Source organism: Streptomyces beigongshangae, assembly GCF_019710745.1.
Taxonomy (GTDB): domain Bacteria; phylum Actinomycetota; class Actinomycetes; order Streptomycetales; family Streptomycetaceae; genus Streptomyces; species Streptomyces beigongshangae.
The window spans coordinates 123,445-147,847 of the sequence record NZ_JAHKJW010000020.1 but is presented as its reverse complement, the minus strand read 5'-3'; the positions used below and the strand labels follow the sequence as shown (position 1 = coordinate 147,847).

General features: G+C 71.2%; 18 protein-coding genes and 1 riboswitch. Of the genes, 2 read left to right on the top strand and 16 right to left on the bottom strand.

What is annotated here, in order from left to right; all coding sequences use genetic code 11:
* Positions 1-4: 4 nt before the first annotated feature.
* From KM933_RS18095 to KM933_RS18080, 4 genes are all read right to left on the bottom strand, one after another.
* Positions 5-910 carry an ABC transporter permease gene (locus KM933_RS18095; RefSeq protein WP_221353373.1) on the bottom strand — a complete coding sequence of 302 codons (906 nt, stop codon included), beginning with the start codon at positions 908-910 and terminating at the stop codon, positions 5-7.
* Positions 897-1,901, bottom strand: coding sequence for an ABC transporter ATP-binding protein (locus tag KM933_RS18090; RefSeq protein WP_260333711.1), 1,005 nt, complete (start codon positions 1,899-1,901; stop codon positions 897-899). Before KM933_RS18090 ends, KM933_RS18095 begins: the two co-directional genes overlap by 14 nt.
* Before the next feature lie 79 nt (positions 1,902-1,980).
* Complete coding sequence (locus KM933_RS18085) at positions 1,981-3,243, bottom strand: LolA family protein (RefSeq protein ID WP_221353371.1); 1,263 nt, start codon at positions 3,241-3,243, stop codon at positions 1,981-1,983.
* Positions 3,244-3,617: 374 nt separating this feature from the next.
* Positions 3,618-4,628 (bottom strand): polyprenyl synthetase family protein, encoded by a 1,011-nt coding sequence (locus tag KM933_RS18080; protein ID WP_221353401.1) that lies wholly within the window; start codon positions 4,626-4,628, stop codon positions 3,618-3,620.
* Between the two features lie 749 nt (positions 4,629-5,377).
* A riboswitch (cyclic di-AMP (ydaO/yuaA leader) is annotated at positions 5,378-5,540 on the top strand.
* Positions 5,541-5,544: 4 nt separating this feature from the next.
* Between KM933_RS18080 and KM933_RS18075 the strand changes: the two genes are divergently transcribed.
* Positions 5,545-6,360, top strand: coding sequence for a LysM peptidoglycan-binding domain-containing protein (locus KM933_RS18075; RefSeq protein WP_221353369.1), 816 nt, complete (start codon positions 5,545-5,547; stop codon positions 6,358-6,360).
* Here KM933_RS18075 and KM933_RS18070 read toward each other — a convergent pair.
* Positions 6,354-7,241, bottom strand: coding sequence for an HAD family hydrolase (locus KM933_RS18070; protein ID WP_221353367.1), 888 nt, complete (start codon positions 7,239-7,241; stop codon positions 6,354-6,356). The two genes, KM933_RS18075 and KM933_RS18070, sit on opposite strands and share 7 nt — an antisense overlap.
* Positions 7,242-7,662: 421 nt before the next feature.
* On the opposite strand from KM933_RS18070, the gene fahA reads away from it, so the two are divergent.
* Entirely contained in the window at positions 7,663-8,886 is a 1,224-nt protein-coding gene (fahA, locus tag KM933_RS18065; protein ID WP_221353365.1) for a fumarylacetoacetase, read from the top strand.
* A gap of 112 nt (positions 8,887-8,998) precedes the next feature.
* Here fahA and recQ read toward each other — a convergent pair whose 3' ends face one another.
* From recQ to nuoE, 11 genes are all read right to left on the bottom strand, one after another.
* Complete coding sequence (gene recQ, locus KM933_RS18060; protein ID WP_221353363.1) at positions 8,999-11,038, bottom strand: DNA helicase RecQ; 2,040 nt, start codon at positions 11,036-11,038, stop codon at positions 8,999-9,001.
* 224 nt (positions 11,039-11,262) lie between these two features.
* Complete coding sequence (gene nuoN, locus KM933_RS18055) at positions 11,263-12,912, bottom strand: NADH-quinone oxidoreductase subunit NuoN (protein ID WP_221353361.1); 1,650 nt, start codon at positions 12,910-12,912, stop codon at positions 11,263-11,265.
* Complete coding sequence (locus tag KM933_RS18050) at positions 12,909-14,480, bottom strand: NADH-quinone oxidoreductase subunit M (protein ID WP_221353359.1); 1,572 nt, start codon at positions 14,478-14,480, stop codon at positions 12,909-12,911. The genes nuoN and KM933_RS18050 overlap by 4 nt, the downstream gene beginning before the upstream one ends.
* 5 nt (positions 14,481-14,485) lie before the next feature.
* On the bottom strand, positions 14,486-16,381 hold the full coding sequence (gene nuoL / locus KM933_RS18045; protein WP_221353357.1) for an NADH-quinone oxidoreductase subunit L: 1,896 nt from the start codon (positions 16,379-16,381) through the stop codon (positions 14,486-14,488).
* 14 nt (positions 16,382-16,395) lie between these two features.
* Positions 16,396-16,695 carry an NADH-quinone oxidoreductase subunit NuoK gene (nuoK, locus tag KM933_RS18040; RefSeq protein WP_004927567.1) on the bottom strand — a complete coding sequence of 100 codons (300 nt, stop codon included), beginning with the start codon at positions 16,693-16,695 and terminating at the stop codon, positions 16,396-16,398.
* Positions 16,692-17,579, bottom strand: coding sequence for an NADH-quinone oxidoreductase subunit J (locus KM933_RS18035; RefSeq protein ID WP_221353355.1), 888 nt, complete (start codon positions 17,577-17,579; stop codon positions 16,692-16,694). Before KM933_RS18035 ends, nuoK begins: the two co-directional genes overlap by 4 nt.
* Positions 17,576-18,217: an NADH-quinone oxidoreductase subunit NuoI gene (nuoI, locus tag KM933_RS18030; protein WP_221353353.1), complete on the bottom strand. Its 642-nt coding sequence runs from the start codon at positions 18,215-18,217 to the stop codon at positions 17,576-17,578. The genes KM933_RS18035 and nuoI overlap by 4 nt, the downstream gene beginning before the upstream one ends.
* Positions 18,207-19,601: an NADH-quinone oxidoreductase subunit NuoH gene (gene nuoH / locus KM933_RS18025; RefSeq protein ID WP_221353352.1), complete on the bottom strand. Its 1,395-nt coding sequence runs from the start codon at positions 19,599-19,601 to the stop codon at positions 18,207-18,209. Before nuoH ends, nuoI begins: the two co-directional genes overlap by 11 nt.
* Positions 19,598-22,102 (bottom strand): NADH-quinone oxidoreductase subunit G, encoded by a 2,505-nt coding sequence (locus tag KM933_RS18020; RefSeq protein WP_221353350.1) that lies wholly within the window; start codon positions 22,100-22,102, stop codon positions 19,598-19,600. Before KM933_RS18020 ends, nuoH begins: the two co-directional genes overlap by 4 nt.
* The gene (gene nuoF / locus KM933_RS18015) at positions 22,099-23,517 is read right to left on the bottom strand and encodes an NADH-quinone oxidoreductase subunit NuoF (RefSeq protein WP_221353348.1); all 1,419 of its coding nucleotides are present in this window, start codon (positions 23,515-23,517) and stop codon (positions 22,099-22,101) included. The genes KM933_RS18020 and nuoF overlap by 4 nt, the downstream gene beginning before the upstream one ends.
* Positions 23,517-24,377 carry an NADH-quinone oxidoreductase subunit NuoE gene (nuoE, locus tag KM933_RS18010; RefSeq protein WP_221353398.1) on the bottom strand — a complete coding sequence of 287 codons (861 nt, stop codon included), beginning with the start codon at positions 24,375-24,377 and terminating at the stop codon, positions 23,517-23,519. The genes nuoF and nuoE overlap by 1 nt, the downstream gene beginning before the upstream one ends.
* Positions 24,378-24,403 lie beyond the last annotated feature (26 nt).

Below are 24,403 nucleotides of genomic sequence, written 5' to 3'. Positions count from 1 at the left end.
GGCCCTACGCGGTGATGTCCTTCGTGGTGAACCGCGCCCAGGCCGCCGTGCCGAACACCGCCGCGTACAGCCCCTGCACCTGGAGGTTGCGGATCAGGTCGTCCCAGTACACGGGGTCGCGCATGAGGTCGGCGAAGGACAGCCAGTAGTGCGGGAAGAGGTACGGCTGGAGCGCGTGGAGCTGGGGTATCTGGTCGAGGATCTGCACGGTGATGAGCAGGCCGACGGTCGTGGCCATGGCCGCGATCCCGCTGTTCGTCAGGGTGGAGACGAACAGGCCCAGCGCCGCCACCCCGATCAGTGAGACGGCGACGATCAGCGCGATCAGCAGGGCCCGGGCCAGCCCCTCGCCGAAGCCGATGCGCGTGCCGGAGATCGTCGTCAGCTCGCCCAGCGGGAACAGGAGTGCGCCCACGACGAGCGCCGAGATCGCCACGACGAGCGTCGCGATGAGGCAGAAGGCCATCGTCGTGGCGTACTTCGTGATCAGCAGGCGGGTGCGTCCGGCCGGGGCGACCAGCAGATAGCGCAGTGTCCCCGCGCCGGCCTCGCCCGCTATCGCGTCGCCCGCGACGACGCCGACCGCCATCGGCAGGAAGAAGGGGAGGGTGGCGGCCAGCGCGGTGAACACCAGGAACAGGCCGTTGTTGGTGATCTGCGCGATGAACGCCGGGCCCTCGCCCCCGCCCCCGGCGGACGACCCGTCACTCGTCTCGATCTTGATCGCGATGCCGACCAGCACCGGCACGGCGGCGAGCACCCCGAGCAGTGCGACGGTCCGCCAGCGGCGGAGCGTGGTGCTCAGCTCATTGCGCAGCAGACCCAGCGTCCACAGCGGACCCGGCGTCCGCGGCGGACCCGGCGTCCCTCCCGCCGCGGCCGGCGTCTCCGCGACCTCAGCCAGCGACATCGAATCCCTCTCCCGTGAGTGCCACGAACGCGTCCTCCAGCGAGGCCCGCTCGATCCCGAAACCGCGGACCCGGACACCCGCCGTCACCAGGGCCGCGTTCACCTCGGCGAGATCACGGTCCGGGGGCTCGGCGCTCACCCGGTCCTCGGCGGTCACGACGTCGTTCGCGCCCAGTTCCTTCAGGGTCCGGGCCGCGTCGCCCGGATCGGGTGTCGTCACGATGAGCCGACCGCGCACGCCCGCCGACAGCCCGGCCACCGGGCCCTGGGTGATCAGCCGGCCCCGGGCCATCACCGCGGCGTGCGTGCAGACCTGTTCGATCTCGTCCAGCAGATGCGAGGAGAGGAACACGGTCGTGCCGTCCGACGCCAGTTCGCGGATCAGCGCGCGGATCTCCCGCATCCCCTGCGGGTCGAGCCCGTTGGTCGGCTCGTCCAGCACCAGCAGCCTGCGGGGCTGCAGCAGCGCGGCGGCGAGCCCGAGCCGCTGTTTCATCCCGAGCGAGTACGCCTTCGCCTTCTTGCCCGCAGCGGCCGTCAGCCCGACGCGGTCGAGCGCGGCCGTCACACGCGCACGCCGGGTGCGCGGGTCGGCGGCCGGGTCGGCGGCATCGTACCGCAGGAGGTTGTCGCGGCCGGAGAGGAAGCCGTAGAGCGCGGGTCCCTCGATGAGTGCGCCCACGTGCGGCAGCACGGACCGCGCTGCGCGCGGCATGGGGCGGCCCAGCACGCGCGCCCTCCCGGAGGTCGGTTCGATCAGGCCCATCAGCATTCTGATGGTGGTCGTCTTGCCGGAGCCGTTCGGTCCGAGGAAGCCGAAGACGCTGCCCGCCGGGACGGCCAGGTCGAGGCCGTCGACGGCGAGCTGCCCACCGCGGTAACGCTTGGTGAGCGCCCGGGTGACGATCGCCGTGTCACCCACGTCCGCGCTGTCACCCACGTCCGCGCTGTCCGCGCTGTCCGCAGCGCCCGCGGTGGACGGTTCCGCCATCGACTTCCTCACTTCGCCCTGCCCTCCGGAGAACCCGCAGAATCCTGCCCGGCTCCTGCCCGTGAGGGACCGGCGGAACCTACTTCGCCGCGTCGGCCGCCTTCACCAGCGCGTCCTTGGTGACCGCGCCCGCGTAGACCTTGCCGTCGTCCGTGATCAGCGCGTTGACCAGGCGGGTCGTGAAGACCGTGCCCGAGCCGAACCCACCGCTCACCTGGTCGCCCAGCGAGTCCAGGAAACGGCCCGCGTCGCCTCCGGCGGCCTCGCCCGACGGCAGGCCCTCGCCGCCGGTGTCGAACCGGACTATGGAGTTCCAGCCCTCACCGATGACGTTCAGGCCCTCGAACTCCTTGCCCGGGTCCCCGGCGCCTCCGGGACGCGCCTTGTCCGCCCTGCCGTCCTTGTCCGCCCTGCCGTCCTTGCCCGCCGGCCCCCCGGACTTCAGCTCGTCGCCCTCGGTGACCTTCGCGCCCTTCGGCGGGCTGAAGTCGAAGGTGGACGCGGCCGGCCGGGAGAAGTCGACCTCGGTGAAGCCCGCGTCGATGACGGCCGCGCCGCCGCTCGCCGGGGTGAGCGTGAACTTCAGCGGCAGACCGGTCTTCGCGTCCACGGCGACGGAGATCGCGCCGACCGTCGAACCGGACTGCTTCGGCTTGATCACCAGCTTGTAGGCGTCGCGGCCGGCGACCTGCGCCGTACCGTCGACGGTCACGGACGTCGTGCCGTCGGCCGCCTTCAGCGCCTCCTCGGCCAGTTCCCGGGGCGTGGCGGGCACGTCCCCGGACCTGTCCTCCGCGCCCTTCCCGGCGGAGCCGGAGGCTGCGTCCCGCACGTGGTACGCCTCGTTCGACGCGCTGTCGTACGCCCACACCTCGTCGCCGTCGCGGATCACGCTGTACTCCGCGGCCTTGTCGAGGAGGGACAGCTTCTGCCTGTCCTCGCCGTCGGCCGCGACCCTCAGCGTGTGCGTGCCGGACGCCAGCTCCATCAGCCTGGACGACGGATCGGCGGACGATCCCTCGCCCTCGCGCCCGCCCGTCACGCCACCGAGGCTGCTCTCCAGACCGCCGAGGTCCGGCAGGCCGAGATCGGAACTGACCTTCACCGTGCCGGACAGCCGCTGTACGTCCGAGGCGGCGATCTTCTCGATGAGCTGCTGGGCGCTGACCTCCGGCAGGTCGGGATCGCCGGAGCCCGCGAACGCCGGGACCAGCCCGATGGTCGCCGCCGCCACCCCCACCACCGCGACGGGGACGGCGTACCGCGTGGCCCTGCGCCGGCCGGCGCGCGTGCCGTCGGCCTCGTCCCCGGTCCTGCTGTCGTCGGATTCGTACGGTGCCATGTGTGCCCTACCTCCGTTGTCGGCGGCGGCTTACCGTCCTCGCACTCGTCCACCCCTGGCCGCCATTGTCACCCGAACTCCTGTGAAGTGGTGAGGTCCATCCGACCAAATCGGACGCCGGAAAGCGTCAGACCTCGGAGCCAACTCCACGTACACCTGCGGGATGACACGGGCGGACGGCGCCTCCCCCGACCCGTAGGGGTCGTACGGGGGAGACGCCGTCCGTATGCCGCGTGGGAGCGCGATGAAACCCTTCATCCGACGGGGACGGGCGGGGCGGGCAGGACGGGCGGGGCAGGCCGCACGCGAACGCGTGGGTCCGGACGCGCGGGTCCGGACGCGCGGGTCCGGACGCGCGGGTCCGGACGCGCGGGTCAGCCCGCGCGGTGCACCACCGCGTCGCACAGCTCCACCAGGGCCGCCTTCGCGTCGCACTCCGGCAGCGGGGCCAGCGTCGCGCGGGCGTCCTGCGCGTACCGCACGGTGTCACGGCGCGCCTGGTCCAGCGCGGGGTGGACGCGCAGCCTGGCCAGTGCCTCCGCGTGCCGGGCGTCGTCCGTCAGGTCGGACGCGAGCAGCTCGGACAGGGCGATGTCCTCGGCGAGGCCCAGCCGCTCCACGCGCTCGCGCAGCCGCAGCACGGGCATGGTCGGGATGCCCTCGCGCAGATCGGTGCCGGGCGTCTTGCCGGACTCGTGCGAGTCGCTCGCGATGTCCAGCACGTCGTCGGCCAGCTGGAAGGCGACGCCGAGCCGCTCCCCGTACTGCGTCAGCACGTCGACGACCGTCTCGTCGGCACCCGACATCATCGCGCCGAACCGTCCCGCCACCGCGATCAGGGAGCCGGTCTTGCCGCCGAGCACGTCCATGTAGTGGTCGACCGGGTCACGCCCGTCGCGCGGTCCGGCCGTCTCCAGGATCTGGCCGGTGACCAGCCGCTCGAATGCCTCCGCCTGGATGCGTACGGCCTCGGGGCCCAGGTCGGCCAGGATGTGCGAGGCGCGTGCGAAGAGGAAGTCGCCGGTGAGGACCGCGACCGAGTTGCCCCAGCGGCTGTTGGCGCTGGGCACCCCGCGGCGCACGTCCGCCTCGTCCATCACGTCGTCGTGGTACAGCGTGGCGAGGTGGGTCAGCTCGACGACGACCGCCGAGGGCACGACACCCGGCGCGTACGGGTCGCCGAACTGGGCGGCGAGCATCGCGAGCAGGGGCCGGAACCGTTTGCCGCCCGCGCGCACGAGGTGCTGCGCGGCCTCCGTGATGAACGGGACCTCGCTCTTGGTGGCTTCGAGCAGTCCCTCCTCGACAGCCGTCAGTCCGGCCTGGACATCGGCTTCGAGAGCCTGGTCCCGCACGCTCAGCCCGAACGGCCCGACGACGGTCACGAGGGTCTCCTGTCTGCTGACGCTCTCAACGGCGGTCTCTGGATGTTCTGGGTGTGCCGGGTGTACCGGATGCACCGGGTGCTGTCCGCGCTGCGCGCTGTAGATGCTGTGTGTGCTGTAGATGCTGTGCGTGCTGTAGATGCTGTGCGTGCTGTAGATGCTGTGCGTGCTGTAGATGCTGTGCGTGCTGTGGTGGGTGCTGTGGGTGTGGCGCGTGCTGTAGGTGTTTGTCGATGTGTCGCTGTCGGCACTCAAGTCAGCGTATCCGGTCGTCTTTCGATCACGATGAGCGCCCGCCCGTCACCTGCTCTCACCCTGTCGGACACGTTCTGCCTGACCTCTTTCGCCCCTCGACCGGACCGGACGGCACGGAACCATGGACGACATGTCGTTCATCTTCCGATATGACCGGTAAAACCGTTATGCCGACAAAAGGGCAGGAGTTCATGGAAGTGAATCCGTCCCGCCCCGCGTCGACCTGCCCCCCGCCGAATTCCCGTACCCCCGATTCGCCACCCGAGGTCAGTGAATTGAGTCACGTCCACTCGAAGTGATCCTTTTGCGCGACTCATCGACTTCCCTTCGCGGAAAGTAAGTTGAACTTTGCTCTCCGGATCGATCAAGAGGTATTCGCTCGACAAAGCAGGTCATGAACACCGCTCTGGAAATTCAGGGCTTGTTGCCGACATGTGCTCTCGCATACCTTCACGTCACTCCGGACGGACCGCCTAATCCTGCCGCCGCCCGGAAAGAACCAGTCACCCATTCATTCGCGCACGGCAGGAGCGGGGAACCCAGGTAAGTCGCCGGTCCGGACATCGGAACGGCTGGGGGTGAAGTCGCGCACAGCACGCGGCCGGGCAGCTCCCGCCCGAACCCGACAGCTCACCTCGCAGGCGCCGGAGAGGAATGCGTCATGCCCGCACGAGGCAAGCACCGCCGCCACCGAACGAGCACCCTCACCCGCGGCGCCGTCGCCGCGGGGACGGGCGGTGCCGCGCTCGCCCTCCCCCTCGTGGGGGCGACCGGCGCCCATGCCACGCAGCCGGCCCGGGCAGTACAGACCGCACCGGCCGCACCGACCGCACAGGCTCCGCAGGCCACCGTCCCACAGGTCTCGCTGGTCACGTACAAGGTGGTTCAAGGCGACACCCTGTCCAGGATCGCCGAGGCGCGCACCCCGAACGGCTGGAGGACGCTGTACAAGGCCAACCGCGCGGTGATCGGCGACGACCCGGCCCTCATCCGCCCGGGGATCGAACTGACCGTCGGGACGAAGACCGCGGGCACGGCGAAGACCGCGGGCACGGCGGACACGTCGAGCACGGCGGCGAAGAGGACCGGGGCCACCACGACGTCCGCCACCGCCCCGGCGGCCACCGCGGCCACCGCGGCCACCGCCAAGACCTACGCCGACAACCTCGACGGCTGGATCAGGCAGGCACTGGACGTCATGGCCCGGCAGGGCATCCCGGGCACCTACGACGGCATCCACCGCAACATCATCCGCGAGTCGTCGGGCAACCCGCAGGCCCTGAACGACTGGGACTCCAACGCGGCCGCCGGCACCCCCTCCAAGGGGCTCCTCCAGGTCATCGACCCGACCTTCGCGGCGTACCACGTGCCCGGCACGTCGTCGGACCCCTTCGACCCGGTCGCCAACATCGCGGCGGCCTGCAACTACGCCGCCGCGCGTTACGGCTCGATCGACAACGTCTTCGGGGCCTACTGACCGACGGCGCCGTACCCCCCACCCCGGCCGGCCTGCCGGCCGGTCAGGTGGGCCGTCCGCCGCTCGGGGCGGTCGCCGCGGAACATCCGCTCCAGGACCACCGCGATGCCGTCGTCCTCGTTCGAGAGGGTGACCTCGTCGGCGACGGACTTGAGTTCCGGGTGCGCGTTGGCCATCGCGACCCCGCGCGCCGCCCAGTCGAACATGGGGATGTCGTTGGGCATGTCCCCGAAGGCGACGGTCTGCGCCGACGTCAGGCCCAGGCGCCTGGCGGCCAGCGCGAGTCCCGTCGCCTTCGTGACGCCGCATGGCTGGAGTTCGACGGTGCCGGGGCCGGACATCGTGACGGTGACGAGGGAACCGGCCACCGCACGGGCCACGGACGCCAACTCGTCGTCCGTGAGCAGCGGGTGACGCAGCAGCACCTTGCTGATGGGCCGTGTCCACAGGTCGTCGCGGCGCAGCACCCGTACCGCGGGAAGCGTCGGATGCGGCACCTCGTAGCCCTGTTCGATGAGTGTGAGGCCGTCGACCCCGTCCTGGTCGACGGCCGCGTACACCTCGCCGACCTCGGCCTCGATCTTGCCGAGGGCCACTTCGGCCAGCTCGCGCTCCAGGGTGACGGACCACACCATGCGGTCCGCGCCGGCGTCGTACAGCTGCGCGCCCTGTCCGCACACCGCGAGCCCCCGGCTGCCCAGTTCGTCCAGCAGCGGCCGCACGCGCGGGGCGGGGCGACCCGTCACCACCAGGTGCCGGGCGCCTCTGCCGACCGCCATCGCCAGCGCGGTGCGCGACCGGTCCGACAGGGTGTCGTCGCCGCGCAGCAACGTCCCGTCCAGGTCAGTGGCGATGAGTGAATATGCAGTGGGTGCGGCCATGATCAGAGAATACGGATCGAATGCTCCAGCGACTCGACGGGAACCGGACGTCGTCCGGCACCGCGACCGCCTCACGCGTCACCGCACGTCCCACGGGACCCCGGCAGTTCGGGCCGATCCCATGACATATCGGCCACCCCACCGACCCGGTTCGCGCCCCTCCGCACGGCCGTCGGGGGTCCGGACGGGCCGCCCGAAGGACGGCCCGGGGCGCGGCCGCGTCCGCCGCCGGGGGCGCGCCGAAAGAGGCTGGGCTCTTTGCGCGCGCCACCACGCGCATCCGTACGCCGGTCCCGGTGGCGAGCGCCGTCGCCCGCGAGGGCGGGGTCGGCGCGGGCCGACCCCGCCCTCGGGCACTGCCCTTGAACGGCGCCTCCCCGTAACGTGTGCCACACCCACACGGAAAGCGAGGCAGTACCCCATGCCCCCCTTCGACCTCCCCGAGGGCGATCCCTTCGGCCCGCACAACCTTCCGTACGGCGTGTTCTCCCGGCACGGCTCTCCGGACGGCTCCGGTCACCGGAGTGTGGGCGTCCGGCTGGGCGACCACGTCCTCGACGCGGGGGCCGCCGCGACGGCCCTCGGTTCCCCGTACGCCACGCTGCTCGCCCGGCCCTCGCTGAACCCGCTGCTCGCGGCCGGCCGTACGGCGTGGTCGGACGTGCGGCGGGCGCTCACCGCGTGGGTGACGGTGCCCGCCCACCGCGAGACCGTCGCGTCCCTGACGCACCCGCTCTCCGAGGTGACCCTCCACCTCCCCTTCGAGGTCGCCGACTACGTCGACTTCTACGCCTCCGAGAACCACGCCCGTAACGTCGGCCGGATCTTCCGCCCCGACGCCGAGGACTCCCTGACCCCCAACTGGAAGCACCTGCCCATCGGTTACCACGGCCGGGCGGGGACCGTCGTGGTCTCCGGGACCGACGTCGTACGCCCTTCCGGTCAGCGCAAGGCCCCCGCGGACCCGGCGCCGGTCTTCGGCCCGTCCGTGCGGCTGGACATCGAGGCGGAGGTCGGCTTCGTCGTCGGCGCGCCCTCCGCGATGGGCGCGCCGGTGCCGCTCGCCGGCTTCCGCGACCACGTCTTCGGGCTCTGCCTGCTCAACGACTGGTCCGCGCGCGACCTCCAGGCATGGGAGTACGTCCCCCTCGGGCCCTTCCTCGGCAAGTCCTTCGCCACGTCCGTGTCGGCCTGGGTCACCCCGCTCGACGCACTGGAGGACGCCAGGGTCGCGCCCCCCGCGCGCACGCATCCCCTCCTCCCCTACCTGGACGACTCCGCGGAGGAGCCGGGCGGCTACGACCTGCGCATCTCCGTCGCCGTCAACGGCCACGTGGTCTCCGAGCCGCCGTTCTCCACGATGTACTGGACGGCCGCCCAGCAACTGGCCCACATGACCGTGAACGGGGCCTCGCTGCGCACGGGCGACCTGTACGGGTCGGGCACCGTGAGCGGGACCTCGGAGCGCGAGCGGGGCTCCCTCCTGGAGCTGACCTGGAACGGGCGGGACGCGCTCGAACTGCCCTCCGGGAAGCGGACGTTCCTGGAGGACGGTGACGTCGTGACCCTGACCGCGTGGGCCCCCGGGCCCGGGGGGACGCGGGTGGGGCTCGGTGAGGTGAGCGGGCGCGTCGTGAGCGCGTAGCGCTCCGCCGCGGGGTTTCGCCGACGCGAGGTCGTGGGGATCCGCGGGCCGGTGGGGGTCGGTCGCGCAGTTCCCCGCGCCCCTGACGGGGCGCCCCTCGTGGGGCGCCCTCCTACCCCCAGTCCTCCGGTTCAGGTTCCGGTTCCGTTTCCGTTTCCGGCCAGTGCAGGTCCGGGTCGCCGTCGCTGCGGCGCCGCGGCTCCGGGGCTGCCACGGCGGGCCCGGCGGGCCGCTCCAGGGACGCGAGCACCCCGATCACGCCCTCCCCGTACGTCACGAGCTTCTTCTCGCCGATCCCGCTGATGCCGCCCAGTTCCTCGACGGAGCCGGGCCACAGCGCGGCGATCTCCCGCAGCGTGGCGTCGTGGAAGATGACGTACGCCGGGACGCCCTGCTCCTTGGCCTGACCGGCCCGCCAGGCGCGCAGCGCCTCGAACGCGGGGAGCAGTTCGGAAGGCATCTCGGCCGCCGCCGCGGCGGCCTTGGCCTTGCGCTCCGCCCGGCCGGAGCCGGACGACGAGCCGGACGAGCCGCGTGCGGTCACCGGCTTCGGCTGCTCCTTGCGCAGCGGCACCTCCCGCTCGCGCCGCAGCACCGTCCCGCTCGCCTCGGTCAGCACCAGCGTCCCGTAGGCGCCCTCGACCGCGAGGAGGCCCTGGGCCAGCATCTGGCGTATGACACCGCGCCACGCGCCCTCGTCCAGCTCCTCGCCGATGCCGAAGACGGACAGCTGGTCGTGGTCGAACTGGATGACCTTGGCCGTCTTCCTGCCGAGCAGGATGTCGACGATCTGGATCGCCCCGAACTTCTGCCCCCGCTCGCGCTGCAGCCGCACCACGGTGGACAGCACCTTCTGGGCCGCGACCGTGCCGTCCCAGGTCTCCGGCGGGACCAGGCACGTGTCGCAGTTCCCGCACGCCTCGGCCGCCGGGTCCTGGCCGAAGTAGGCGAGCAGCTGGGCGCGCCTGCACCGGGCGGTCTCGCACAGCGCGAGCATCGCTTCCAGGTGCGCGGAGGCCCGGCGCCGGAACGCCTCGTCGCCCTCGCTCGACTGGATCATCTTGCGCTGCTGGATGACGTCGTTCAGCCCGTAGGCCATCCAGGCCGTGGACGGCAGTCCGTCGCGGCCCGCGCGGCCCGTCTCCTGGTAGTAGCCCTCGACGGACTTGGGCAGGTCCAGGTGGGCGACGAACCGGACGTCCGGCTTGTCGATGCCCATGCCGAAGGCGATGGTCGCGCACACCACCAGGCCGTCCTCGCGCAGGAACCGCGCCTGGTGGGCGGCGCGGGTGCCCGCGTCGAGGCCCGCGTGGTACGGCACCGCCGCGATGCCGTTGCGGGCGAGGAACTCGGCCGTCTTCTCCACGGAGTTGCGCGAGAGGCAGTACACGATGCCCGCGTCACCCGGGTGCTCCTCCTCGAGGAAGGCCAGCAGCTGCTTCTTGGGGTCGGCCTTCGGCACGATGCGGTACTGGATGTTGGGCCGGTCGAAGCTGGCGACGAAGTGGCGGGCGTCCGGCATGCCCAGGCGCTCGGTGATCTCCCGGTGCGTCGCGTGCGTGGCCGTCGCCGTCAGCGCGATCCGCGGGACGTCCGGCCAGCGCTCGCCCAGCAGCGAGAGCGACAGGTAGTCGGGGCGGAAGTCGTGGCCCCACTGGGAGACGCAGTGCGCCTCGTCGATCGCGAAGACGGAGATCTTCCCCCGCTTGAGGAGGTCGAGCGTGGACTCCAGGCGCAGCCGCTCGGGCGCGAGGTAGATCAGGTCGAGCTCGCCCGCGAGGAACTCGGCCTCGACGGTGCGCCGCTCGTCGAAGTCCTGGGTGCTGTTCATGAACCCGGCGCGCACGCCGAGCGCCCGCAGCGCGTCCACCTGGTCCTGCATCAGCGCGATGAGGGGGGAGACCACCACACCCGTACCCGGTCTGACCAGGGCCGGGATCTGGTAGCAGAGCGACTTGCCGCCGCCCGTCGGCATGAGGACGACGGCGTCCCCGCCGCTCACCACATGCTCGATGACGGCTTCCTGCTCGCCCCGGAAGGTCTCGTAACCGAAGACCCGGTGGAGCGTCGCGAGCGCCTCGCTCTCCGCCACCTCCGTCGTCACCTCCGTCATCACCTCCGCCACCTCTGCCATCGCACCCGTCCCGCCCATCGTTCCGTGCCCCGTGATTCGCAGTCCGCAGCCCGCGGCCCGTAGTTCGCGGCCCGTAGCTCGTGCCCCGACCGCTGTGTCCACGATAGGGGCCCGCACCGACAGCCCCGGAGTTGTCCACAGGTTGCGACGGAGTATGTGCGGAACGCGGCCGTCCACCCGTCCCCGAAGACGCCGCGGGCCCCGGTTCCGACCGGAACCGGGGCCCGCGGACCGCAGCGCCGTCAGCGGACGAAGACGCCCGCCTGTCCCGCCAGGTCGAGGAAGTACTGCGGGGCCACACCGAGCACCAGCGTGACCGCCACCCCCACCGCGATCGCCGTCATCGTCAGGGGCGACGGCACGGCGACCGTCGGTCCCTCCGGGCGCGGCTCGCTGAAGAACATCAGGACGATCACCCGGATGTAGAAGAACGCCGCGATGGCCGACGAGACCACACCGACCACGACCAGCGCGCTCGCGCCGCCCTCGGCCGCCGCCTTGAACACGGCGAACTTGCCCGCGAAGCCGGAGGTGAGCGGGATGCCCGCGAAGGCCAGCAGGAAGACCGCGAACACGGCCGCCACCAGGGGTGACCTGCGGCCCAGACCGGCCCACTTGGACAGGTGGGTGGCCTCGCCGCCCGCGTCCCGCACCAGGGTGACCACCGCGAACGCGCCGATCGTCACGAACGAGTACGCGGCCAGGTAGAACAGCACCGACGAGACGCCGTCCGGGGTCGTCGCGATGACACCCGCGAGGATGAATCCCGCGTGCGCGATCGACGAGTACGCGAGGAGCCGCTTGATGTCGGTCTGGGTGATCGCGACGATCGCGCCGCCCAGCATGGTGACGACCGCGACGCCCATCATCACCGGCCGCCAGTCCCAGCGCAGGCCCGGCAGGACGACGTACAGGAGCCGCAGCAGCGCGCCGAAGGCGGCCACCTTGGTCGCGGCGGCCATGAAGCCGGTCACCGGGGTCGGCGCGCCCTGGTACACGTCCGGGGTCCACATGTGGAACGGCACCGCGCCGACCTTGAACAGCAGGCCCATGACGACCATCGCGGCGCCGATGAGCAGCAGCGCGTCGTTGCCCATGGTGCCCGCGAGGGCCGGGTTCACCGTCTCGACCGTGCCGTCGACGACCTGTGCGACCGTCGCGTACGACACGGAGCCGGCGTAGCCGTAGAGCAGGGCGATGCCGAAGAGGGTGAACGCGGAGGCGAAGGCGCCGAGCAGGAAGTACTTGACCGCGGCCTCCTGCGACATGAGCCGCTTGCGGCGGGCCACGGCGCACAGCAGGTAGAGCGGCAGCGAGAAGACCTCCAGTGCGATGAACAGCGTCAGCAGGTCGTTCGCCGCCGGGAAGACGAGCATGCCGCCGATCGCGAAGAGCAGCAGCGGGAACACCTCGGTGGTGGTGAAGCCCGCCCTGACCGCGGCCTTCTCGCTGTCGCTGCCCGGTACGGACGCGGCCTGCGCGGCGAAGGAGTCGACGCGGTTGCCGTGCGCCACGGGGTCCAGGCGCCGCTCGGCGAACGTGAACACGCCCAGCACACCGGCCAGCAGGATCGTGCCCTGGAGGAAGAGGGCGGGCCCGTCGACCGCGACGGCGCCCATCGCGGCGATACCGGCCTTGGTGGTGCCGTACCCGCTCGCCGCGAGCCCGACGACCGCGGCGAACGCGGCGGCGAGGGCGACGACGGACACGAACAGCTGGACGTGGTAGCGGGACTTGCGCGGCACGAATGCCTCGACCAGGATTCCCACGACCGCCGCCCCGATGACGATCAGGACGGGCGACAGCTGCCCGTACTCGATGTTCGGCGCGTCGATCTTCTGGATCGGATCGGCCGCCGTTGTCCACAGGCTGTGGACGGCTGTTGCGCTCACTTGGCGGCCTCCACGTCGGGCTTCGGGTCTGTCTTCTGCACGTCGGACATGGTCTGCTCGACCGCCGGGTTGACGATGTCGGTCAGGGGCTTCGGGTAGACGCCCAGGACGATCAGCAGGGCGATCAGCGGGGCGACCACCACGAGTTCGCGCACCTTGAGGTCGGGCATGGCCGACACCTCGGGCTTCACCGGGCCCGTCATGGTCCGCTGGTAGAGGACGAGGGTGTAGAGCGCGGCGAGGACGATGCCGAAGGTGGCGATGATCCCGATCACCGGGTAGCGCGCGAACGTGCCGACCAGGACCAGGAACTCGCTCACGAACGGCGCAAGACCCGGCAGCGACAGCGTCGCGAGGCTGCCGACCAGGAAGGTGCCGGCGAGCACCGGCGCGACCTTCTGCACCCCTCCGTAGTCGGCGATCAGGCGCGAGCCGCGCCGCGAGATCAGGAAGCCGGCCACCAGCATCAGCGCGGCGGTCGAGATGCCGTGGTTGACCATGTAGAGCGTCGCGCCCGACTGCCCCTGGCTGGTCATCGCGAAGATGCCCATGATGATGAAGCCGAAGTGGGAGATCGAGGCGTACGCCACCAGGCGCTTGATGTCGCGCTGGCCGACCGCGAGCAGCGCCCCGTAGATGATGCTGATCAGGGCGAGCACGAGGATGGCGGGCGTCGCCCACTCCGATGCCTCCGGGAAGAGCTGGAGGCAGAAGCGGAGCATCGCGAAGGTGCCGACCTTGTCGACCACCGCCGTGATCAGTACGGCGACCGGGGCGGTGGACTCCCCCATGGCGTTGGGCAGCCAGGTGTGCAGCGGCCACAGCGGCGCCTTCACCGCGAAGGCGAAGAAGAAGCCCAGGAACAGCCACCGCTCGGTGTTGGTCGCCATGTCCAGCGAGCCGTCGGCCCGGGCCGCGGCGATCTCCTGGAGCGAGAAGTTCCCCGCCACCACGTAGAGGCCGATCACGGCGGCGAGCATGATCAGGCCGCCGGCCAGGTTGTAGAGGAGGAACTTCACGGCGGCGTACGAGCGCTGGGCCGCCGCGTGCTCGTCCGAACCCGCGTGGGCCCGGTCCCCGAAGCCGCCGATGAGGAAGTACATCGGGATGAGCATGGCTTCGAAGAAGATGTAGAAGAGGAAGACGTCGGTGGCCTCGAAGGAGATGATCACCATCGCCTCGACGGCGAGGATCAGGGCGAAGAAGCCCTGCGTCGGCCGCCACCGGCTGCTGCGGGTCTCCAGCGGGTCGGCGTCGTGCCAGCCCGCGAGGATCACGAACGGGATCAGCAGGGCGGTCAGCGCGATCAGCGCCACCGCGATGCCGTCCACGCCCAGTTCGTACCGCACCCCGAAGTCCTTGATCCAGGAGTGCGACTCGGTGAGCTGGTAGCGGTCGCCGTCGGGGTCGAAGCGGACCAGGACGACGACGGCGAGGGCCAGCGTGGCGAGCGAGACGAGCAGGGCCAGCCACTTGGCGGCGGTGCGGCGCGCGGCCGGCACGGCGGCCGTGGCGATCGCCCCGATCGCCGGGAGGGCCGCCGTCGCTGTCAGCAGAGGAAAGGACATCGGTATCAGACCGCCCTCATCAGCAGGGTCGCGGCGATGAGGAGCGCCGCACCGCCGAACATCGAGACGGCGTACGAGCGCGCGTAGCCGTTCTGCAGTTTGCGCAGCCGTCCGGACAGACCGCCCATCGAGGCCGCCGTGCCGTTGACGACCCCGTCGACCAGGGTGTGGTCGACGTACACCAGGGAGCGCGTGAGGTGCTCGCCGCCGCGCACCAGGACGACGTGGTTGAAGTCGTCCTGGAGGAGGTCGCGCCGGGCGGCCCGGGTGAGCAGGGAGCCGCGCGGGGCGACGGCCGGGACGGGACGGCGCCCGTAAAGGAGGTAGGCGAGACCGACGCCGACGACCATGACGGTCACCGTGGAGAGCGTGACCGCGGTCGCTCCGATCGGCGGGTGCCCGTGCGTGTGCTCGGTGACCGGCTCCAGCCAGTGGACGAAGCGGTCGCCGACACCGAAGAAGCCGCCCGCGAAGACCGACCCGAAGGCCAGCACGACCATGGGGATCGTCATGGACTTCGGGGACTCGTGCGGGTGCGGTTCGTTCCCCCTCTCGTCGGGCTGCCAGCGCTTCTCGCCGAAGAACGTCATCAGCATCACGCGCGTCATGTAGAACGCGGTGACGGCGGCGCCCAGCAGGGCCACGCTCCCGAGGATCCAGCCCTCGGTGCCGCCCTTGGCGAAGGCGGCCTCGATGATCTTGTCCTTGGAGAAGAAGCCGGACAGGCCCGGGAAGCCGATGATGGCGAGGTAGCCGAGGCCGAACGTCACGAAGGTGACCGGCATGTACTTCCTGAGGCCGCCGTACCTGCGCATGTCGACCTCGTCGTTCATGCCGTGCATGACCGAGCCGGCGCCGAGGAAGAGCCCGGCCTTGAAGAAGCCGTGCGTCACCAGGTGCATGATCGCGAAGACGTAGCCGATCGGGCCGAGGCCGGCCGCGAGGATCATGTAGCCGATCTGCGACATGGTCGAACCGGCGAGCGCCTTCTTGATGTCGTCCTTGGCGCAACCGACGATCGCACCGAACAGGAGCGTGACCGCCCCGACGACGGTGGTGACGAGCTGGGCGTCCGGCGCGGCGTTGAAGATCTCCCCGGAGCGGACGATCAGGTACACGCCCGCGGTCACCATGGTCGCGGCGTGGATGAGGGCCGAGACCGGGGTCGGGCCCTCCATCGCGTCGCCGAGCCAGGACTGCAGCGGCACCTGGGCGGACTTGCCGCAGGCGGCGAGCAGCAGCATCAGGCCGATGGCGGTGAGCGTGCCCTCGCCGGTCTCGCCGGTGGCCTCCAGGACCGGCCCGAAGGCGAAGGTCCCGAAGGTGGTGAACATCAGCATGATGGCGATCGACAGGCCCAGGTCGCCGACGCGGTTGACCAGGAACGCCTTCTTCGCGGCGGTCGCGGCGCTGGGCTTGTGCTGCCAGAAGCCGATGAGCAGGTACGAGGCCAGGCCCACGCCCTCCCAGCCGACGTACAGCAGCAGGTAGTTGTCGGCGAGGACGAGCAGCAGCATCGCCGCGAGGAACAGGTTCAGATAGCCGAAGAAGCGGCGGCGGCGCTCGTCGTGCTCCATGTACCCGATCGAGTACACGTGGATGAGCGAACCGACGCCGGTGATCAGCAGCACGAACGTCATCGACAGCTGGTCGAGCTGGAAGGCGACGTCGGCCTGGAAGCCCTCGACGGGGATCCAGCTGAACAGGTGCTGGCCGACGGCCCGGTGCTCGGCGTCCTTGCCCAGCATGTCGGCGAAGAGGACCGCGCCGATCACGAAGGAGGCGGCCGCGAGGACCGTACCGATCCAGTGGCCGACGGCGTCGAGCCGCCGGCCGCCGCACAGCAGTACGGCCGCTCCGAGCAGAGGCGCCGCCACGAGCAGCGCAATCAAATTGTCCACGATTCAGCGACCCCTTACAGCTTCATCAGGCTGGCGTCGTCGACCGAGGCCGAGTGGCGGGAACGGAACAGCGACACGATGATCGCGAGCCCGACCACGACCTCCGCGGCGGCGACGACCATCGTGAAGAAGGCGATGATCTGGCCGTCGAGATTGCCGTGCATCCGGGAGAAGGCGACGAACGCGAGGTTGCAGGCGTTGAGCATCAGCTCGACGCACATGAACACCACGATCGCGTTCCGCCTGATCAGGACGCCGGTGGCGCCGATCGTGAACAGCAGGGCGGCGAGGTACAGGTAGTTGACGGGGTTCACTTCGCGGCCTCCTCTGCGCGGCCTTCGCGGTCCTCGCGCGCTGCGCGGTCGCCGCGGCCGAGCCGCTCCCCGGCCCGCTGTTCGAGGGCCCTGAGGTCCTTGATGGCCTGGTCCGACACGTCACGGATCTGGCCGCGCTCGCGCAGTGTGCCGATGACGGTCAGCTCGGACGGGGTGCCGTCCGGCAGGAGGCCGGCGATGTCCACCGCGTTGTGCCGGGCGTAGACGCCGGGGGCGGGCAGCGGCGGGAGCTGCTTGCCCGCGCGCACGCGCTCCGCGGCCAGCTCGCGCTGGGTCCTGGCCCGCTCGGTGCGCTCGCGGTGGGTGAGCACCATGGCGCCGACGGCGGCCGTGATGAGCAGGGCGCCGGTGATCTCGAACGCGAAGACGTACTTCGTGAAGATGAGGGCCGCCAGACCCTCCACGTTGCCGCCGGCGTTGGCCTGCGCGAGGCCGTCGAACTCCGTCAGCGACGCGTTGCCGATGCCCGCGCACAGCAGGATGCCGAAGCCGAGGCCGCACAGGAGGGCCAGCCAGCGCTGCCCCTTGACGGTCTCCTTGAGGGAGTCCGCCGCGGTGACACCGACGAGCATGACCACGAAGAGGAACAGCATCATGATCGCGCCGGTGTAGACGACGACCTGCACGATGCCCAGGAAGTACGCGCCGTTGGCGAGGTAGAACACCGCCAGGACGATCATGGTTCCGGCCAGGCAGAGCGCGCTGTGCACGGCCCTCTTCAGGAAGACGGTGCACAGGGCGCCGAGCACGGCGACGGTACCGAGGACCCAGAACTGGACGGCCTCCCCGGTGGAGGTGGAGTAGGCCGCGAGGGCGGCGTCGGTGGCCGGCGAGCCGGCTCCGGCGGCGAGGTGCGCGCTCATCGGCCGATCACCTCCCCCGACGCCGGCTCGTCCTCGCCGAAGGTGGAGGCGCCCTCCTGGGGGACCTCCCCCTTGGAGTGGGCGACCTGCTGCCGCGTACCCGGCGCGGCCTCGGTGACCAGCCCCCGGTAGTAGTCCTGCTCGTCCGTGCCCGGGAAGATCGAGTGCGGTGCCTCGACCATGCCCTCCTCCAGGCCGGCGAGCAGCTGCTCCTTGGTGTAGATGAGGTTGGCGCGGCTGCTGTCGGCCAGCTCGAACTCGTTGGTCATCGTCAGCGCGCGCGTGGGGCACGCCTCGATGCACAGGCCGCACAGGATGCAGCGGGCGTAGTTGATCTGGTAGACCCGCCCGTACCGCTCGCCCGGGGAGTAGCGCTCCTCCTCGGTGTTGTCCGCGCCCTCCACGTAGATCGCGTCGGCGGGGCAGGCCCAGGCGCACAGCTCGCAGCCGACGCACTTCTCCAGGCCGTCCGGATGCCGGTTGAGCTGGTGCCGGCCGTGGAAGCGCGGAGCGGTGGTCTTCTTCTGCTCCGGGTACTGCTCGGTCAGCCGCTTCTTGAACATGGCCTTGAAGGTCACGCCGAAGCCTGCGACGGGGTTCTGGAAACCGGGGTCGGTCTCCTTCTGCTCATCGGCCATCGGACGCCTCCTTTCCGTCACGAGGTCCATCGGATCCGTCACTGGCAGTATCGGGTCCACCACTGACAATGAGCTCCCGCTCCCGGCGCGGGCGGCGCCGGGGCACCGGCGGCAGCTCCTGTCCCGGCAGCGGCGGTACGGGGAACCCGCCCGCCATCGGGTCGAAGGCGGTGGGCTCCTGCGGCGCCTCCTGGGCGGCGGCCCTGCGTTCGCGGAACATGTCGGCGACGAAGGAGAGCAGCAGCAGGACGAGGACCGCGCCGCCCACGTACAGGGCGATGTCGGCGAAGTCGTAGTTCTCGTTGCGCAGCGTCCGCACGGTCGCGACGAGCATCAGCCAGACCACCGAGACCGGGATCAGGACCTTCCAGCCGAGCTTCATCAGCTGGTCGTAGCGCACGCGGGGCAGCGTGCCGCGCAGCCAGATGAAGAAGAACAGCAGCAGCTGCACCTTGACGACGAACCAGAGCATCGGCCACCAGCCGTGGTTCGCGCCCTCCCAGAAGGTGCTGACCGGCCAGGGGGCCCGCCAGCCGCCCAGGAAGAGCGTCACGGAGACCGCCGAGACGGTCACCATGTTCACGTACTCGGCGAGCATGAAGAGCGCGAACTTGATGGACGAGTACTCGGTGTTGAAGCCGCCGACCAGGTCGCCCTCGGACTCCGGCATGTCGAACGGGGCGCGGTTGGTCTCGCCGATCATCGTCACGATGTAGATCAGGAACGACACCGGCAGCAGGAGGACGAACCAGCGGTCCTCCTGCTGGGCCACGATCTCCGAGGTCGACATCGAGCCCGAGTACAGGAACACCGACGCGAACGCGGCGCCCATGGCGATCTCGTACGAGATCATCTGCGCGCACGAGCGCAGACCGCCGAGCAGCGGGTACGTCGATCCGGAGGACCAGCCCGCCAGGACGATGCCGTAGATGCCGACCGAGGCGACCGCCAGGATGTAGAGCATCGCGATCGGCAGGTCGGTGAGCTGCATCGTGGTGCGGTGGCCGAAGATCGAGATCTCGTTGCCGGCCGGTCCGAAGGGGATCACGGCGATCGCCATGAAGGCCGGGACGGCCGCCACGACCGGCGCGAGGACGTAGACGACCTTGTCCGCGCGTTTGACGATCAGGTCTTCCTTGAGCATCAGCTTCACGCCGTCGGCGAGCGACTGGAGCATGCCCCAGGGGCCGTGCCGGTTGGGGCCGATGCGCAGCTGCATCCAGGCGACGACCTTGCGCTCCCACACGATGGAGAAGAGCACGGTGATCATCAGGAAGGCGAAGCAGAACACCGCCTTGACGACGACCAGCCACCAGGGGTCGTGGCCGAACATGGAGAGGTCCTCCGCGGCCAGGTGTACCGGCGCGGCGAGGTTCGGGGTCATGCCTCCACCACCTTGGGGGCTTCGGCGGCGGTCGTCGCCGGTCCGATGCGGACGAGTGCGCCGGGGGTCGCGCCCGTGTCCGAGGCGACGCCTCCCCCGGCGGAGTTCAGCGGGAGCCAGACCACGCGGTCGGGCATCTCGGTGATCCGCAGCGGGAGTTCGGCCACTCCGGAGGGTCCTGTCACGGCCAGCGTGTCGCCGTCCCTGACGCCCGCCTCGGCGGCCGTGGCGGGCGACACGCGCGCGTGGGCGGCGTGCCGGGTCCCGGCGAGCGCCTCGTCGCCCTCCTGGAGGCGTCCCTGGTCGAGGAGCAGCCGGTGCCCGGCGAGCACGGCCTCCCCGGCGGCGGGGCGCGGCGGCTGGGCCGCGGTCGCGAGCGGTCCGGTGGCCCGCGGCCCGTCCCAGGCGCCGAGCCGGTCCAGCTCCAGGCGCGCGGCGCGCAGGTCGGGCAGGCCCAGGTGGACGTCCATGGCGTCGGCCAGCATCTGCAGGACGCGCGCGTCGGTGGGCGCCACCCGGCGGGTCATCTGGTCGGGCTTGAGAGCGGCCTCGAAGAGCCGCGCCCGGCCCTCCCAGTTGAGGAAGGTGCCCGCCTTCTCGGCGACCGCGGCGACGGGCAGCACGACGTCCGCGTGCGCGGTGACCTCGCTGGGCCGCAGCTCCAGCGACACCAGGAAGCCCACCGCGGACAGGGCCGCACGCGCGCGCGTGGGATCGGGGAGGTCGGCGACCTCCACGCCGGCCACGACGAGCGCGGAGAGTCCGCCGTCGGCGGCGGCCTCGACGATCTGCCCGGTGTCGCGTCCGTGGCGGTGCGGGAGGGCGGCGATCCGCCATGCCTGGATGACCTCGTCCCGCGCGCGCGGGTCGGTGGCCGGACGTCCGCCGGGCAGCAGCGAGGGCAGCGCCCCCGCCTCGATCGCGCCGCGTTCCCCGGCCCGGCGCGGGATCCACACCAGGCGGGCGCCGGTGGCGGTGGCGGTCCGTACGGCCGCGGTGAGCCCGCCCCGCACCGAGGCCAGCCGTTCGCCGACGACGATCACGGCGCCCTCGGCGCGCAGCGCCTCGGCGGCCCGCGCCCCGTCCTCGTCCAGGCCGACCCCGGAGGCGAGCGCGTCCAGCCACTCGGTCTCGGTGCCGGGGGCGGCCGACAGCAGCGTGCCGCCCGCCTTCTCCAGGCCGCGCGTCGCGTGCGTGGCCAGCGAGAAGGTCCGCTGCCCGTGTCCGCGCCACGCCTTGCGCAGCCGCAGGAAGACGCCGGGCGCCTCCTCCTCGGACTCGAACCCGGCGAGCAGGACCGCGGGCGCCTTCTCCAGGGCGGTGTACGTGACCCCCGTACCGTCGAGGTCCCTTCCGCGTCCGGCGACGTGGGCGGCCAGGAACTCGGCCTCCTCGGCGCTGTGCACGCGTGCGCGGAAGTCGATGTCGTTGGTGTCGAGGGCCACGCGCGCGAACTTGCTGTACGCGTAGGCGTCCTCGACGGTCAGCCGGCCGCCGGTGAGGACGCCGGCCCGGGAGCGGGCGGCCAGCAGCCCCTGGGCCGCCGCCTCCAGCGCCTCGGGCCACGAGGCGGGCTCCAGCTCACCGGAGGCCCCGCGCACCAGGGGCGTCGTCAGCCGGTCCCGCTGCTGGGCGTACCGGAATCCGAACCGCCCCTTGTCGCACATCCACTCCTCGTTGACCTCGGGGTCGTCGGCCGCGAGGCGCCGCAGGACCTTGCCGCGGCGGTGGTCGGTGCGGGTCGCGCAGCCGCCGGAGCAGTGCTCGCACACCGAGGGCGAGGAGACGAGGTCGAAGGGGCGCGAACGGAAGCGGTACGCCGCCGAGGTGAGCGCCCCGACCGGGCAGATCTGGATGGTGTTGCCGGAGAAGTACGACTCGAAGGGGTCGCCCTCGCCGGTGCCGACCTGCTGGAGCGCGCCGCGCTCGATCAGCTCGATCATCGGGTCGCCCGCGACCTGGTTGGAGAACCGGGTGCAGCGGGCGCACAGCACGCACCGCTCGCGGTCGAGCAGCACCTGGGTGGAGATCGGGACGGGCTTCTCGTACGTCCGCTTCTTTCCTTCGAAGCGCGACTCGGCGTGGCCGTGCGACATGGCCTGGTTCTGCAGCGGGCACTCGCCGCCCTTGTCGCAGACGGGGCAGTCCAGCGGGTGGTTGATGAGCAGGAGCTCCATCACCCCCTTCTGGGCCTTCTCGGCGACCGGGGAGGTGAGGTGGGTCTTGACGACCATGCCGTCCGTGCAGGTGATCGTGCAGGACGCCATGGGCTTGCGCTGGCCCTCGACCTCGACGATGCACTGGCGGCAGGCGCCGGCCGGGTCGAGGAGGGGGTGGTCGCAGAACCGGGGGATGTCGATGCCGAGCTGTTCGGCGGCGCGGATCACCAGGGTGCCCTTGGGCACGCTGATCTCGATGCCGTCGATGCTCAGCGAGACGAGATCCTCCGGCGGGACCGCCGCCTCCCCGCCTCCGGAGGGAGCGCTCGTGGTCACGGTCATGCGTTCACCTCCGTGTGCTTGTCCTGGTCCGCCCAGGCCGTCGACCTCGCGGGGTCGAAGGGGCAGCCGCGGCCCGTGATGTGCTCCTCGTACTCCTCTCGGAAGTACTTGAGGGAGGAGAAGATCGGGGAGGCCGCGCCGTCGCCGAGGGCGCAGAAGGACTTGCCGTTGATGTTGTCGGCGATGTCGTTCAGCTTGTCGAGGTCGGACATGACGCCCTTGCCGGCCTCGATGTCGCGCAGCAGCTGCACGAGCCAGTACGTGCCCTCGCGGCAGGGTGTGCACTTGCCGCAGGACTCGTGGGCGTAGAACTCGGTCCACCGGGTGACGGCCCGTACGACACAGGTCGTCTCGTCGAAGCACTGGAGCGCCTTCGTGCCGAGCATGGAACCCGCGGCGCCCACCCCTTCGTAGTCGAGGGGGACGTCGAGGTGCTCGTCGGTGAACATCGGGGTCGAGGAGCCGCCCGGCGTCCAGAACTTCAGGCGGTGCCCGGCCCGGATGCCGCCGCTCATGTCGAGGAGCTGGCGCAGCGTGATGCCGAGCGGGGCCTCGTACTGCCCGGGGCTGGTGACGTGGCCGCTGAGCGAGTAGAGCGTGAAGCCCGGGGACTTCTCGCTGCCCATCGAGCGGAACCACTCCTTGCCCTGGTGGAGGATCGCGGGAACCGACGCGATCGACTCGACGTTGTTCACCACGGTGGGGCAGGCGTAGAGACCCGCGACCGCGGGGAAGGGGGGCCGGAGTCGCGGCTGGCCGCGGCGGCCTTCGAGCGAGTCGAGCAGCGCGGTCTCCTCACCGCAGATGTACGCGCCCGCGCCCGCGTGCACGGTGAGCTGCAGGTCCAGTCCGCTGCCCAGGATGTTCTCGCCCAGGTAGCCCGCCTCGTACGCCTCGCGCACGGCCTCGTGCAACCGGCGCAGTACCGGGACGACTTCACCCCGCAGGTAGATGAAGGCGTGCGAGGAGCGGATCGCGTAGCAGGCGATGACGATGCCCTCGATGAGGCTGTGCGGGTTCGCGAAGAGGAGCGGGATGTCCTTGCAGGTCCCCGGCTCCGACTCGTCGGCGTTGACGACGAGATAGTGCGGCTTCCCGTCGCCCTGGGGGATGAACTGCCACTTCATCCCGGTGGGGAACCCGGCGCCGCCGCGGCCGCGCAGACCGGACTCCTTCACGTAGGCGATGAGGTCGTCCGGTGACATGGCGAACGCCTTGCGCAGGCCCTCGTACCCGTCGTGCCTGCGGTACACGTCCAGCGACCAGGACCTGTCCTCGTCCCAGAAGGCCGACAGCACCGGTGAGAGCAGCTTCTCGGGGCTGTTCCCGGAACCGTTCCCGGAGCTGTTCCCGGGGTCGTTCCCTCCCCCGGCCCCCGGCCGGGAGGTGTCCCCGTACTGAGTGGACACGGTCATCACTCCCCCTCCTCGGCGGCGGGCCCGGCCGGGTGGTCCGGGTCGGAGGCCGCCGTGTCCTGCGGCGCGTCGTGCGAACTGAGGTGCTCGGTCGGGGACGGGTCGTGCGGCGAGCCGTCCCGGGAGTCTCCGGAGGCCGCGGGCGTTCCGGCGGCCGCTGGGGTGCCGGAACCGCGCGGGTGCACCACGCGCGCCGGACCCGCCTCCCCCTTGGCCAGCCGCAGGCCGGTCAGCGAGGCGTGGCCCGCCGTGCCGCCCGCCTCGACCGCGCCGGGGCGCTCGTCGGGGAAGCCGGCCAGGATGCGGGAGGTGTCCTTGAACGTGCACAGGGGGGCGCCGCGCGTCGGCTCGACCCGGGCGCCCGCGCGCAGGTCGTCGACGAGGCCCTTCGCGCTCTGAACGGTCTGGTTGTCGAAGAACTCCCAGTTGACCATCACGACCGGCGCGAAGTCGCAGGCCGCGTTGCACTCGATGTGCTCCAGGGTGACCTTGCCGTCGTCCGTGGTCTCCCCGTTGCCGACGCCCAGGTGCTCCTGGAGGGCTTCGAAGATCGCGTCGCCGCCCATCACCGCGCACAGCGTGTTGGTGCAGACACCCACCTGGTAGTCGCCGCCCGGCCTGCGGCGGTACATGGAGTAGAAGGTCGCGACCGCGGTCACCTCGGCCGTGGTGAGGCCGAGCACCTCCGCGCAGAACCGCTGTCCCGTGCGCGTGACGTGCCCCTCCTCCGACTGCACGAGGTGCAGCAGCGGGAGGAGCGCGGAACGGGAGTCCGGGTAGCGGGCGACGACCTCGCGCGCGTCCGCCTCCAGCCTGGCCCGGACGTCGTCCGGGTAGTCCGGCGCGGGCAGCTGGGGCATGCCCAGGCTGACGCCCTGCGGCTGCG

What these genes read in the sequence shown, in the direction of transcription:
- KM933_RS18095 (WP_221353373.1), bottom strand. Translation starts at nt 910, where the DNA reads ATGTCGCTGGCTGAGGTCGCGGAGACGCCGGCCGCGGCGGGAGGGACG.
- KM933_RS18090 (WP_260333711.1), bottom strand. Translation starts at nt 1,901, where the DNA reads ATGGCGGAACCGTCCACCGCGGGCGCTGCGGACAGCGCGGACAGCGCG.
- KM933_RS18085 (WP_221353371.1), bottom strand. Translation starts at nt 3,243, where the DNA reads ATGGCACCGTACGAATCCGACGACAGCAGGACCGGGGACGAGGCCGAC.
- KM933_RS18075 (WP_221353369.1), top strand. Translation starts at nt 5,545, where the DNA reads ATGCCCGCACGAGGCAAGCACCGCCGCCACCGAACGAGCACCCTCACC.
- KM933_RS18070 (WP_221353367.1), bottom strand. Translation starts at nt 7,241, where the DNA reads ATGGCCGCACCCACTGCATATTCACTCATCGCCACTGACCTGGACGGG.
- fahA (WP_221353365.1), top strand. Translation starts at nt 7,663, where the DNA reads ATGCCCCCCTTCGACCTCCCCGAGGGCGATCCCTTCGGCCCGCACAAC.
- recQ (WP_221353363.1), bottom strand. Translation starts at nt 11,038, where the DNA reads ATGGGCGGGACGGGTGCGATGGCAGAGGTGGCGGAGGTGATGACGGAG.
- KM933_RS18050 (WP_221353359.1), bottom strand. Translation starts at nt 14,480, where the DNA reads ATGTCCTTTCCTCTGCTGACAGCGACGGCGGCCCTCCCGGCGATCGGG.
- KM933_RS18035 (WP_221353355.1), bottom strand. Translation starts at nt 17,579, where the DNA reads ATGAGCGCGCACCTCGCCGCCGGAGCCGGCTCGCCGGCCACCGACGCC.
- nuoI (WP_221353353.1), bottom strand. Translation starts at nt 18,217, where the DNA reads ATGGCCGATGAGCAGAAGGAGACCGACCCCGGTTTCCAGAACCCCGTC.
- nuoH (WP_221353352.1), bottom strand. Translation starts at nt 19,601, where the DNA reads ATGACCCCGAACCTCGCCGCGCCGGTACACCTGGCCGCGGAGGACCTC.
- KM933_RS18020 (WP_221353350.1), bottom strand. Translation starts at nt 22,102, where the DNA reads ATGACCGTGACCACGAGCGCTCCCTCCGGAGGCGGGGAGGCGGCGGTC.
- nuoF (WP_221353348.1), bottom strand. Translation starts at nt 23,517, where the DNA reads ATGACCGTGTCCACTCAGTACGGGGACACCTCCCGGCCGGGGGCCGGG.
- nuoE (WP_221353398.1), bottom strand. Translation starts at nt 24,377, where the DNA reads ATGCCCCAGCTGCCCGCGCCGGACTACCCGGACGACGTCCGGGCCAGG.